The sequence below is a fragment of the Streptomyces colwelliae genome, assembly GCF_048158785.1.
In the GTDB taxonomy this organism is placed as follows: domain Bacteria; phylum Actinomycetota; class Actinomycetes; order Streptomycetales; family Streptomycetaceae; genus Streptomyces.
The window spans coordinates 1-12,905 of record NZ_JBLTJC010000302.1; the positions used below are offsets into that span (position 1 = coordinate 1).

Genomic DNA, 12,905 nt, shown 5'->3' on the forward strand with positions numbered 1-12,905 from the left:
CTGATCACCCGCCCCGTCCGGCGCGCGGTCTCCGCGAGCCGTTCCAAGTGGTGGGCCGGGTCGGTGAGGACGCACAGGGAGGCCACGGGAGTACCGCGCACCCCGAGCAGCGGAACCGCCGCGCAGCACACACCGGTTACCACTTCCTCCCGGTCGAACGCGGCACCGTGCTCCCGTATCGCGTCGGCGTCCCGCGCCCAGGACGCGGGCAGCGGCCCCAGCAGCGGTGCAGGCGCGGCCGTGGCCACCAGGACCTTGCCCGCCGCGGTGAACCACGGCCAGGTCATCCGGGTCTCCAGCGGATCGGGCCGCCGGGCGTCGTCGGGACACCACTCGACCATCAGCGTCTCGCCCTTCCACAGCACGGCGATCCCCACCGTCGTCCCCGTGAGCTGCGCCAGCCGGCGCATCGGTTCCTTCGCGGCGGCGCGCAGCCGGGGATGCGGTTGCCACGCGCGCCCCAGGCGGAACATCCGCGGGCCGACCCGGTAACTCCCTCCGCACCGCTCGACCGCGCCCAGGTCCGCCAGTTGTTCCAGCAGGCGGTACGCGGTCGTCTTGGGCAGCCCGCAGTCGGACGCCAGCCTCGTCGGCCCCGCCTCCACGGCCCGCTCCACCGCCTCCAGCAGCGCGAAGGCGCCCTCCAGCACGCTCCTTCCGCCGGCGTTCCCCGTGGCGGCCGGTAAGGTCTCCGGCCGCCGTACCGGCACCCGTGTCTCAGGTGCCATCACTCCCCGTGTGATCACACGTCTCGCCCCCGTTTGCCTGTTGCGCAGCCGCCAGGCGACGGCCCTGCCGTCATGCCCGGACGGGACGCGGTCGGCGTCCCGGCCGTTCCCCAGCAGATTCGCACCGGTGTGTGACGAGAAACCTTGTCGAAGGCTTGTCGCGCCGCATACACGTCCGTGAAGAAAAGGAGGAGGCTTTGTGTAAGGGGAGGCACACGCCATGGTGGACGTGCAGTTGCTCGGGCCGGTGGAACTGTCGGCGGAGGGGCGCGCGGTGGAGGTGGGCCCGCCCCAACGCCGCACCGTGATGGCCGCGTTGGCCGTGGACGTCGGCCGGCCCGTCGCCGTCGACGTGGTCATCGAGCGGGTCTGGGGCCCGCACGCGCCGGACGGCGCGCGCGGCGCGGTGCACGCCCATGTCGCCCGGATACGGCGGATGTGCGAGCAGGCGGCCGAGACCCCGCGGGAACCCTTATTACTGGTGCGCCGTTCCGGTGGGTACCTCCTGGAGGCCCGCCCGGACCAGGTGGACGTGTACCGCTTCCGGCAGTTGGTCGACCAGGCGCGGGCGGCGGGACCGGCCGACCCCGCGCGGGCGGTGCTGCTGCGCGAGGCACTCGACCTGTGGCGCGGAGAGCCGCTGTCCGGACTGAACGGCGAGTGGGCGGCCCGGATGCGCGAGGCCTGGCGGCGCCAGCACCAGGACGCCGCCGTCGGCTGGGCCCGCGCGGAGTTGCGCCACGGCGATCCCGCCCCCGTCATCGGCCCGTTGACCGGCCTGCTCGGCGAGTACCCGCTCGCGGAACCCCTGGCCGAAGCGCTGATGCGGGCCTTGCACGAGACAGGCCGCAGCGCGGAGGCCCTGGACTGCTACGCCGCCGTCCGCAAACGGCTGGCCGAGGAACTGGGCACCGACACGGGACCCGCGCTGCGCCAGCTCCACCAGTCGATCCTGCGCGGCCACCGCTCCGCGTCGACTCCACGCCCCGAGCCGTCGGCGGTGGCACGACGGACCGAGCTACCCGCCCAACTCCCCATGGCGGTACGAGGATTCACCGGCCGCGACGGAGAACTCGCCCGGCTCGCCGCGATCCTCGCCTCGGCCGAGGGCGAGTCCGCCGCCGTCGTGATCTCGGCGGTGTCCGGGATGGCCGGGGTGGGGAAGACCGCCCTGGCCGTGCACTGGGCGCGCCGGGTCGAGAGCGCCTTCCCCGACGGGCAGTTGTACGTCAACCTGCGGGGCTTCGACCCGCAGGGATCGGTCGTGCAGCCGACCGAGGCCGTACGAGGGTTCCTGGACGCGCTCGGAGTACGGCCGGAGCGGGTGCCCCCTGGACTGGAGGCCCAAGTCGGCCTGTACCGAAGCCTGTTGACGGGGCGTCGGATGATGGTCGTACTCGACAACGCCCGTGACGAGGAACAGGTCCGCCCGCTGCTTCCGGGCGCGGTCGGCTGCATGGCGCTGGTGACCAGCCGGAACCGGCTGACCGGGCTGGCCGCGACCGAGGGCGCCCATCTGCTCGCCGTGGACCCGCTGACACCGGCCGCCGCACGGGACGTACTGGCGGAGCGGCTCGGTGCGGGCCGGGTCGCCGCCGAACCGGCGGCGGTGGCCGCCGTCGTCACCTGGTGCGCGGGACTGCCCCTCGCGCTGGCCGTGGTCTCGGCACGCGCCGCCGCGCAACCGCATCAGCCCCTGGGGACACTCGCCGAGGAACTCCGGGAAGCGGGCGGCCGGTTGGACGCGCTCGACGGGGGCGAGGAGTCCAGTCAGGTACGGGCGGTGTTCTCCTGGTCCTACAGCGCGCTCAGCCCGGCCGCGGCCCGGCTGTTCCGTCTGCTGGCGCTGCACCCGGGACCGGACCTGGACCAGCGCGCGGCCGCCGCGCTGGCCGGGGCACCGCCCGAGCGCGTCCGGGCGCTGCTGGCCGAACTGACCGGCGGCCACCTGCTCGTCGAACACGCCCCGGGACGGTACGCCTTCCACGACCTGCTGCGGGTCTACGCCGGGGAACTCGTGACCGCGTACGACGACGAGTGGGAACGCCGGTCGGCACGGCACCGGATGATGGACCACTACCTGCACACCGCGCGGGCGGCCGACGTCCTGGTGACCCCGCAGCCCAACCCGGTGGAATCGCCCGCGCCCAGACCGGGCGCGAACCCGGTGGAGTTCGGGGACTACGGCCGCGCACTGGCCTGGCTCGCCGCCGAACACCCGGTGCTGCTGGCGCTCGTACGGCAGCAGCAGCCCGGCTTCGACGCCCACACGTGGCGGCTGGTCACCGTACTGACCACCTTCCTGGACCGGCACGGATACTGGCAGGCGCTGCTCACCGCCGGGCACCGCGCCCTGGCCGCCGCCGAACGGGAGGGCGACCCGGCCGGCCGGGCGGGCGCCCACCGCGGACTGGGCCTGGCCCTGGACCGGTTGAAGTGCCCGGCACCGGCCCGGGAGCACTATCTGCGGGCCCTCGAACTCTTCGCCGCGGTCGGCAGCGACGCGGGCCAGGCCCGCACCCATCAGCATCTCTCGCGGATGTCGGGGGCCCAGGGCAACGCCGAACTCGCCCTGGAGCACGCCTACCGGAGCCTGGAGCACTACCGGGCCGCGGGCGACCGGGCAGGACAGGCCGCCGCGTTGAACCACATCGGCTGGCGGCAGGCGCACCTCGGTGACCATCTCCGCGCGCTCGCCCACTGCGAGCAGGCCCTCGAACTCGCGCAGGCGGCCGGAGACGTGGACGGGCAGGCCCACATCTCCGACAGTCTGGGCTACATCCACCACCAACTGGGCCGCTACCAACAGGCAGTCGACCGCTACCGGCAGGCGGCCCAGCTGTTCCACGCCACGGGGGAGCGGCACAGCGAGGCCGCCTGTCTGATCTGCCTCGGCGACAGCCATCGCAGCGCGGGCCAGTCCGACGCCGCCCACGAGGTGTGGACCCGCGCACTCGACCTCACCGCCGAACTCGGCCTGCCCGACGACGATCCCCTCCGCGCCGGACTCCAACAGCGGCTCGGGGAAGGGAAGTTGCCGTAGCGGGTCCGGATCGGTCACCGAGGCGGAGACCGAGGACGATACCGACGGCCGCGCAGGCACAGGTGATCCACCAGGTGGAGTGCCAGTCGCCGGTGCGGGTGGCCAGCCAGGCGGCGACGGTGGGGCCGACGAAGCTGCCGGCGTTGAAGAGTTGCTGGATCAGACCCATGGTCGCGGGAGCGGAGCCGCCGGCCGGTGTCAACTCACCGATCATGCGCAACAACGTCGCCGGTATCGCACCGCCGGTCAGCGAGAAGGCCGTGACGCACACGAACTGCCAAGCGGTACCTGCCGGGAGGCCGTGCCAGTCGACGGCGAAGGCGAGCACGGAAGTGACGGCCATGAGGACGAACGCGGGGACGATGAGGACGCCGGTGGGCAGACCGCGCCTCATGAGTGCCGCCGTGGCGATCGAACCGACGGTGTTCGCCGCACCGACCACCGCGCTCAGCACACCCGGCCAGCTGCCCGTCATCCCGCCGTCGCGGTAGATCGTGGGCAGGAACCCGACCACCGCCATCCACGGCAGGGTGTAGCAGGCGAACACGAGACCGGCCGTCCAAGGTGCCGGTGCCCGGACGGTACGGCCGATACGGGAGAGAGCGTTCGCCGCGCCGCGCACACCACCCGCGTCGTCACGGGGAACCCGGGCCAGGACCCACGGCAACGGCAGCAGCGCGATCACCGCCATGCCCCACCACCACACCCGCCACGGCATCACCTGGAGGGCCAGCGCGCCGATGATGAGCCCGGCGAAGGTGGAGATGCCCTGGTAGGCGCCCCAGAACCCCATGGCCGTGGTGAAGCGGGCGGGCGGAGCGGTGCGCCGGACCAACCCCGGGCCCATCACCGCCACCAGGATGAAACCCGCCCCCTCGACCGCCCGCGAGACCAGCAGAGGCGCCGCCGACCAGGCGAAACCCCCGCCCGCCGAACCGAGGCACAACAGGACCAGCCCCATGCTCAGACAGCGACGCTCACCGATCAGTTCGGCCAGCAGCGAGACGGCAAGTCCCCCGAGCATCCCGGCCAGTTGGACGATCCCCAGCAGGGTCCCGGCCTGGACCAGGCTCAGCGACAGGTCGTGTCGCAGGAAGGGGAGCGCGGGCGGGACCTTCCACACCTGAAGCCCGGCAGCGACTCCGGCGGACACGACGACGACCCAGGAGCGACCGGTACCGGTGGGGTGCGAACTCACGGCCATGGCGGACGGTCCTTCATCAGGGCGGAGGGGTGACTGGCCCATCAGGTTGACCACACGCCGGGGCATCAGCGCAACACATGCTCCATCTGCTGCGACAGATGCTCAATTACATGGCTCCCAGGTGGCAGAATGCGCACCATGACGCTGATGGACCCCTTGGACGCGCGGATCGTCCTGGCCCTGGACGACGACCCGGACGCGACGATCCTCGCCCTCGCCCAGACCCTGGGCGTGGCCCGGAACACCGTTCACGCCCGGCTGCGGAGGATGGCCGCCGACGGCGTGCTCAAGCCCGTCAGCCGACGCGTCGACCCCGCCGCCCTCGGATACGGCCTGGTGGCGTTCATGTCGCTCGCGGTGAGCCAGGCCGAGCCTGAGAGCGTCCACGCGGGCCTGCTCGACCTCCCCGAAGTGATCGAGGTCCACTACACCACCGGCGACGCCGACCTCCTCGCGCACGTCGTCGCCCAGGACACCGCCGACCTGCACCGCATCACCAAGGCGATCCTCGCCATCGACGGAGTCGGCAGGACCAGCACCGCCATCTCCCTGGCCGAGATCATTCCCTACCGACCTCGGGCTCTGCTGCATCGCCTGGCGAAGAGTCGCGCTTAGAGATCCAGCTCCAGCACCGGGGACTCGCAACGGCTCACGCAGATCATCATCGTGGTGGCGGTGGGGCGTTCGGACGGCTCGATCACCGTGTCGCGGTGGTCCGGGACCCCGGCCGTGACCGGTGTCTCGCAGGTACCGCAGTAGCCCTCCTCGCAGGAGTACGGCACGTCCGGGAGCTTCTCGCGTACGACGTCCAGTACGGAACGGTCGGCGGGCACGGTCAGCCGCAGGCCCGAACGGCTGAGCACCACCTCGAACTCCCCGCTCCCGGCGCCGAGTTGATCCGGGATCGCGTCGTCGGCCGCGGTGAAGCGCTCCAGATGCAGCGACCGCGCCGGGCCGGCCGTACGGCACAGGGCCGTCACCGCGTCGAGCATCGGTTGCGGGCCGCAGGCGTAGACGGCGTGCGTGGGTGGAGTAGCGGCGAGTTCGGCCGCCAGGTCCGGGAGGCCTGCCTCGTCCTGCGGCAGGAGCAGCACGCGGTCACCGCCCAGCGCCGCCAACTCCTCGGCGTAGACGAGCCGGGACCGGTCGCGGGCGCCGAGGACGAGGCGCCAGGGCAGGCCGCGGGCGGTGAGTTCGCGGGCCATCGGCAGCAGCGGGGTGACGCCGATGCCGCCGGCCAGCAGCAGATAGCCCGGTGCGGGTACCAGCGGGAACCGGTTGACCGGGCCGCGTACGTCCAACTCCCGGCCCACCAGGGCGGTTTCGTGGATCTCCCGCGACCCGCCACGTCCTTCGGGCACGCGGTGCACGGCGACCGTCCACGCCTCGGTGTCCGCCACCTCCCCGCACAGCGAGTACGCCCGCCGCAGCCCCGAGGGAAGCGTCAACTCCACATGCGCGCCCGGCTCCCAGGACGGCAGGGCGCCGCCGGTGGGCCGGGTCAGCCGGAGTTCCAGCACGTCGTGGGCGACCCAGCGGGCCTGGCGGACCAGGAGCCGCTCGGTCGTCGCGCCGGGGGAGACGAGGTCAGAAGACACGGAAGTACTCCCGCTGTTCCCAGTCGGTCACCTCTTGGCTGAAACGGGTGATCTCGGCTCGCTTGATGCTCGTGTAGTACGCCACGAAGTCCTTGCCGAGCCGGTCGGCGAGCATGCGGTCGGACTCCAGCGCGTCCAGGGCCTCGCCCAGTGAGCGGGGGAGCGGCTCGGCGCGTGCCGCGTAGGGCTCGTCGGCGGCCGGTCCGGGTTCCAGGCCACCTGCCACGCCCTCCAGCCCGGCGGCGAGTTGGGAGGCGAGGTAGAGGTACGGGTTGGCGGCCGGCTCGCCGATCCTGTTCTCCAGCCGGGTGGATGACGGTCCGTCACCCAGCACTCGCACCATCGCCCCACGGTTGTCCCGCCCCCACACCGCGCGGTCCGGCGCCAGCGACAGCGAGCGGAAGCGCTTGAAACCGTTGAGAGTCGGCGTCGAGAACGCGCTCGTGGCCCGCGCGTGCCGCAGCAGCCCGCCCAGGAAGGCGGTCCCGTACGGCGACAACGGGGGCCTGGACGCGGTGAGTTCGCCGACCTCCGGCGCGAAGACACCCACGCCGTCCCGCAGCATGCTCTGGTGCAGATGCCAGCCGCTGGAGAACACCCCGGGCAGATGGGGACGGCACATGAAGGTGGCGTGGTGGCCGTGGCGGGCGGAGACCTGCTTCACCGCACTGCGCAGGAGCACCATCGCGTCGGCCGTGCCCAGGCCGTCTGCGGGCTGGAGCGTCAACTCGACCTGGCTCGGGCCGAATTCCACCTCCAGACTGCGCAACGGCAGTCCCAGTGCCTCGATGTTCGAGCGCAGGACGTCGAGGATGGGGTCGAGTTCGTCGTAGCGCAGCTCGCTGAGGTACTGGTAGCCGTGGTTCAGCATCCCGACCTCGGGCGCGGCACCCGGCTGACCCTGATCACCGGGGCCCAGACGCGGATCGTCCAGCCGGAACAGATGGAACTCCACCTCCAGACCGGTGCGGTACGTCAGTCCGTCGGCCTGGTCGAGGACCGAGCGCAGCAGCCCGCGCGTGCACAGCGGGACCGGCGCGCCGGAGGTGAAGCGCAGGTCGCACAGCAGCCAGCCCGTGCCCGGCGACCACGGCAGCATTCGGAAGGTCAGCGGGTCGGGCACCATCACCATGTCGGCGGCGCCCCGCAGTTCGGGCAGCCCGAGCGGCGTCTCCTTGGTGAACAGCGGGAACACGGTCCGTCCCGAGGTGTCCTTGGCGAGCAGGGACGAGGCGATGCCGGTGCCGTCGCGCAGCACGTTGGTGAGCTCGCCCATCGTGACCGTCTTGCCGCGCAGCAGCCCGTGCTGATCGGCGAAGACCAGCCGTACGACCGTCATCCCGCCGCTCTCGGCGCGTTCCTGTATCTCCCGCGCGGCGGCGGCCTGTTCGGCGTTCCACAGGCCGTGCCGTTCGATGAATCCCACGCGGCTCAGCCGTCCGTTCCCAGCGGCTGCGCCCAACTGCTGTCGGCGCGCTGCTTGTCGGTGACGGCCGTCCAGTGCTCCAGCCAGCCCTCGGTGGGGCCGATCCCGTCCAGGGCGACCGGTCCGTGCAGTTGTCCGGCCTCCTCGGCCGGCAGCACCAGCGGCGGGTCCTCGCCGCGCTCGACTGTGGCGATGGCCTCGCCGAGCATCCGCCGGTACATCACGATGGCCTTGTCGGAGCGGCCCAGATGCTCGCGGGTACGGTCTTGGACGGAACCCTGACCCTCCACCGCCCACTGGTCGTGCACGTTGATGTCCGTCCCGAGCCCGGTGTACGTCGTCGTCCGCTGCTCCACCGGGTCGTAGCCGTAGCCGTTCGCGCGGCCGAAACGCGGCCGGTAGTCGGGCAGGGTGACCGCGCCGACCCGCTGCCGGCGCATCTCGTCCTGGTCCACCGGGCCGCCGACGCTGGTGAACAGGGCATACCAGTAACTGGAGTTGTCGTCGATCGGCACATGCCACTGGGTGATCGCCGTCTCCGCGTCGAGCGGGATGTGGAAGGCGTGCGGGAACACCTGGTGGGTGATGCGGACATGGGTACGGCTGCCGTCCATCGGCAGGCCCTGGGTGTCCGTGCCGTCGAGCGTGCGCCGGGCGGTGAGGCGGATCCCGTACGGAGTGCGGGCCGCGTCGATGTCGGGGCGGCCGTACTCGCGCAGGATCTTCGTCATCGGGAGATCGGTGCCCTGGGAGGCGGCGCGGAACTGTTTGCCGTAACTGTCGGCGGGGTCCTCGTCCTGGAAGAAGCGGTGGAGGTAAGAGGCGTGGGCCGGGTCGATGCCGACCTCCAGGGCCTGGAGCCAGTTGCACTCCAACAGGCCCTTCCAGGCGAAGGCGTGGTCGGCGGGCGCCTGGAAGCAGTCCAGGGCGGGGAGTTGGGGCGCTTCGCCGGGGCCGAGGTAGCCCCAGATGATGCCGTTGATCTCGCGGACCGGATAACTGCCCAGCCGCACACGGGACTTGAGCGGACTGTCGACCGGCTCGGCGGGTGTGTCGAGACAGGAGCCGTCACGGGCGAACAGCCAGCCGTGGAAGCAGCAGCGCAGTCCGCCGTCCTCCAGCCGGCCGAGCGCCAGGTCGGCGCCGCGGTGCGGGCAGCCGCGGTCGACGAGACCGAGTTCGCCCTGCTCGTCGCGGAACAGGACCAGGTTCTGGCCCATCACCTTGGGCGCCACCAGCGGTCGTACGCCGTCGAGTTCCTCGCTGAGGGCGATCGGCTGCCAGTAGCGGCGCATCCACTCACCGGCCGGGGTGCCGGGACCGGTCCGGGTGAGCCGTGTGTTCTCTTCCTCGCGCATGGGACGCCTTTCGGGGGAGGGGAGGCGCGGTCAGCCGCAGCAGTGGTCCGGGGCTGTGGGGCTAGGCGTGTGGCAGGAGTTGGGTGCGGGCACGTCCAGGGCGGGGTTGCGGTCGAAGAAGCCGTCGGGCTCCAGACGCAGCCGCGCCTTGGCCACCGGCATCACCGGCCACTCCTCAGGGCGCGGGAAGTGGTGCGAGCCGACCGTGGCCCACAGCACGAGGTCCGTGCCTTCCAACGACCGGTTCTCCTCCTGCCACTTGTGCACGCCGTCCGCGCCGGGCTCGGCCTGGTTCGGGTACTCGCCGCCGACGAACCGCCGGTCCGCGTCGTAGGCCGTGGCCCACAACTGCCGCCCCACGAACGGCGCTCGGCGGGCGCACACACTGTCCTCGCGCACCGGCAGCACCGCCGTGTTCTCCAAGTGCACGCGGTACGCGGTCGGTTCACCCATCCGGTTGCGGGACTCGGTGCTCTCCACCCGCCAGTGCAGCCCGCGCGACGGATCGGTGCGCCGGGCGCCCTCCGTCTCGCTGAGGATCGGCCGCAGCACGGTCCTCGCCGCGTTGCCGTACGGGTCGAGCACCGGGTCGGGCTCGTGCTCGGCGGTGACCTCGACCAGCCGGTTGGGATCGCCGTCCACCGCCATGTCGAGGCGGACGCTGAAGAAGTGCTGGTGGTTGGTGACGGCGACGTTCGGCGCGATCCGGCGCGCGTACGGTGTCGCCTCGTCCTCCTCGACGCCGGTGGCGGAGAGGATGCCGGTCATCTTGATCTCCAGCATCACCGAACCGTCCTGGTACAGCGACCAGTAGAAGCCGTAGTCGTAGTTGGCGACGGTGGCGAACGCCGAGATGATCAGCCGACGCGAACGGCGCACCTCCGTACGGCCCGTGCGGCCGTCGTGGTGCTTCCACAGGATGCCGTCGTCCTCCTCGTGCACACAGACCGCGTTGGGGATCAGCCGGGGGACACCGTCGCCGCCGAGCACCGCCGCGTCGAAGTACTGGATGACACCGAGGCAATCGCAGCCCAGGGCAAGGGAGTTGGTGAGCGGACCCGCGCCGTACTCGCCCCAGTCGAAGAAGTTCTTCCGGTACTGGGTGGAGGCGGTGTCGAAGTAGGGGACGTACATCTCGTTGACGGCCGCACGCCGGATCACCTGCCGGGGAGCCTTCCCGGCGGCGGCGAAGGCGAGGTCGTGCAGCACGAGCCCCTCGCGATGACTGAAGCCGACCCGGACCGACCACCCCTGCCAGTCGATCCGCTGCCCGGTTACGGTGAAACTCGGGCCGTCCGGCTGGACGACCTCCAGAGGCTTCAGCCCAGGGCGCTCCGCCACCGTCCCGGCCGAGAACACACCCGACTCCTCCGACAGCGGGACCACCCCGTGGTCCTCGATGTGCAGGATCTCCATGGTCTCCATGTCGATGATCGGCACGACTCCCTGCACCGGGCGGGCATAGCCGTTGTCGTCCTCGGAGGTGCGGTGCCAGACACTGCCCCAGGTCAGCCTGCGGCCCGCGTACTCGGGCGGTTCGAAGCCGCCGATCGACTCCGGGTCCACCATCACCAGCGACACGTCGTGGATACCGCGCAGCGCCAGCGCCTCCTGGAAACGCGGGTCCGCCCGGCAGGCCGCCGCTGCCTGCCGCGCCTCCTCGGAGGAACAGCCCGGGCTGCGTACGTCCAACTCCCGCCACGCGGTGGTCTGCGGCTTGTCGCCGAGTTCGAGGTCCACCTCGAAGGCGTGGCGTACAGAGGTGGAGAACACGACCGCGCGGGCGCGTCGGGCATCCCCGGGGCCAGCGCGGCGTGCGTGGTCCTCGTCCAGCGCGACGCCCCAGAACCGGGCGTCGTCGGGGACCCTGGTGTCGGCCCTCAACACCCGTACGGCCGTGGTCAGTTCGGCGACGGTGAGCGGGTCCAGCGGGTGGGGTGCGTCGGCCGGTACGGGTTCGGGGGCCAGAGTGCTCACAGCGGGTTTCCTTCCAAGATGGTGCCGCCGTCGGCGCGCGGATCGGACGCGCCGTCCAGCCGGCCGTCGGCGGACAGTCGTACGGCCTGGGTGTGACCGGCCAGATCGGTACGGCCCGGCGCCACGACCACCGGAACCACCGACGGGAACGCGCCCGCCGGGACGGACCCGGGCTCGGCCAGCAGAGTCGGTGTCTCGTGACCGATGTCGCGGGCGCCGATCACCCAGCGGGGCCGGTCGAGGACGGCGGTCGGATCGGCGGCCGGGTCCATCAGCTCGGGCACGGTCTGGGCGAGGATCTGTGGCTGCGCCCGACCGCCCTGGCAACCGGCCGCGAGCAGCAGCTCGGCGGACCGGCCGAGCACGGGACACAGGGTGTGCGGGGGCCGCAGCCCGGGGCCGACGAGGGCCGGATGGCCGGGCAGCAGGCTGAACGCCGAGCCGCGGTTGTGCAGCACGATGCCTGTCTCCGGGTCGCAGATGCCGGAGCCGAAGGTCTGGTAGACGCTCTGGATCAGGGAGACGGCCAGCCCGGAGGCGTCCACGGCGGTGATCGCGACGGTGTCGCCGGCGGGCCGGAAGGACGGCTCGGGCGGTCGCGCACCGGCGAGCGGAGCCGGCCGCAGCAGTCCGTCCAGGTCGACGGGCGAGGGGCCGAGCGGGTCACCCAGCAGCAAGTCCCGTGCTGCCGAGGCGTCTTGGCAGCGGGTGGCCAGCACGCCGGTGCGCTCAGGCTCGGGCAGCTTCGCCGCCGACGCGGCGGTCTCCAGTACGGCCAGCAGACTCGCCCCCTGACTCGGCGGCGGCGCGGTCCACCAGCGAGTTCCGGCCACGTCCAGCGTCAACGGCTCGCCGTTCTCCGCCTGATGGGCCGCGAGATCGCCCGCGGTGAGCGGACTCCCGGCCCGGCGCAGCCCGTCCGCCAATACCTCGGCGACCGCGCCCCGGTAGAAGGACGACGGATCGTCGGCCAGCGTCCGCAGTACGGCGGCCAGTTGGGGCTGGGGGAGCGGGTCGCCTTCGTCGAGAGGCGCGCCGTCGGGGCCGGTCAGCAGTGCGGTGAGCCCGGGGTCCGCGCCGATCTGCGGGGCCCGCTCATGGATGGCGCGCGCCAGACCTGCCGACACGGTGGCCCCGCCCTCGGCCAGTTCGGCGGCGTCCCGCAGCGCGGCGGCCAGAGCACCCGGCGTCCCGTGGGCTTCGGCGAGCGCGGTCCAGCCCGCCACCACACCGGGCACGGTCACCGTCTGCGGCCCCTGCGCGGGCATCCGCCGGTCGGCGGCACGCAGCGCCTCGACGTCTACGGCCTGTGCGGCGGCGCCTGCCGAGATCACCGCGCGCACCGAGCCGCCGGGGGCGTGCACGAGGGCGATCAAGTCGCCGCCCAGGGAACACTGGTGGGGGTAGACGACGGTGAGTGCGGCGGCCGCCGCCAGCGCCGCGTCCACGGCGTTGCCGCCTCGCTCGGCCGCGCGGCGGGCCGCCGTCAGCGCCGCCGGGTGCGGTGCGGCCAGGATCAGCGGGGAGGCGGCTGTCATGCGGCGTCCCTCGGGAGGAGCACGGTGCGGGAG

The 12,905-nt window shown here is 72.4% G+C and carries 9 protein-coding genes; 2 read left to right on the top strand and 7 right to left on the bottom strand.

Annotated features, from left to right (window positions below):
* On the bottom strand, positions 1 to 728 hold a 728-nt coding region (locus ACNFOC_RS40330), incomplete at its 3' end, for an IclR family transcriptional regulator (RefSeq protein ID WP_416963980.1).
* A 220-nt stretch (positions 729 to 948) separates the two neighbouring features.
* Here ACNFOC_RS40330 and ACNFOC_RS40335 point away from each other — a divergent pair.
* Positions 949 to 3,771, top strand: coding sequence for an AfsR/SARP family transcriptional regulator (locus tag ACNFOC_RS40335; RefSeq protein WP_416963981.1), 2,823 nt, complete (start codon positions 949 to 951; stop codon positions 3,769 to 3,771).
* Here the strand turns inward: ACNFOC_RS40335 and ACNFOC_RS40340 are convergent.
* Positions 3,689 to 4,975, bottom strand: coding sequence for an MFS transporter (locus tag ACNFOC_RS40340; protein WP_416963982.1), 1,287 nt, complete (start codon positions 4,973 to 4,975; stop codon positions 3,689 to 3,691). The genes ACNFOC_RS40335 and ACNFOC_RS40340 overlap by 83 nt on opposite strands.
* Positions 4,976 to 5,104: 129 nt before the next feature.
* Between ACNFOC_RS40340 and ACNFOC_RS40345 the strand changes: the two genes are divergently transcribed.
* Positions 5,105 to 5,590 (top strand): Lrp/AsnC family transcriptional regulator, encoded by a 486-nt coding sequence (locus ACNFOC_RS40345; RefSeq protein WP_416963983.1) that lies wholly within the window; start codon positions 5,105 to 5,107, stop codon positions 5,588 to 5,590.
* Here the strand turns inward: ACNFOC_RS40345 and ACNFOC_RS40350 are convergent.
* The 5 genes from ACNFOC_RS40350 to ACNFOC_RS40370 form a co-directional block, all read right to left on the bottom strand.
* Positions 5,587 to 6,573, bottom strand: coding sequence for a PDR/VanB family oxidoreductase (locus tag ACNFOC_RS40350; RefSeq protein WP_416963984.1), 987 nt, complete (start codon positions 6,571 to 6,573; stop codon positions 5,587 to 5,589). The two genes, ACNFOC_RS40345 and ACNFOC_RS40350, sit on opposite strands and share 4 nt — an antisense overlap.
* The gene (locus ACNFOC_RS40355; RefSeq protein ID WP_416963985.1) at positions 6,563 to 7,999 is read right to left on the bottom strand and encodes a glutamine synthetase family protein; all 1,437 of its coding nucleotides are present in this window, start codon (positions 7,997 to 7,999) and stop codon (positions 6,563 to 6,565) included. Before ACNFOC_RS40355 ends, ACNFOC_RS40350 begins: the two co-directional genes overlap by 11 nt.
* Before the next feature lie 5 nt (positions 8,000 to 8,004).
* Positions 8,005 to 9,357, bottom strand: a complete 1,353-nt coding sequence (locus ACNFOC_RS40360) for a Rieske 2Fe-2S domain-containing protein (RefSeq protein ID WP_416963986.1) — start codon at positions 9,355 to 9,357, stop codon at positions 8,005 to 8,007.
* Between the two features lie 30 nt (positions 9,358 to 9,387).
* Positions 9,388 to 11,334 (bottom strand): primary-amine oxidase, encoded by a 1,947-nt coding sequence (locus tag ACNFOC_RS40365; protein ID WP_416963987.1) that lies wholly within the window; start codon positions 11,332 to 11,334, stop codon positions 9,388 to 9,390.
* The coding region (locus ACNFOC_RS40370; RefSeq protein ID WP_416963988.1) for a gamma-glutamyltransferase at positions 11,331 to 12,905 on the bottom strand (1,575 nt) is incomplete at its 5' end. The genes ACNFOC_RS40365 and ACNFOC_RS40370, both read right to left, overlap by 4 nt.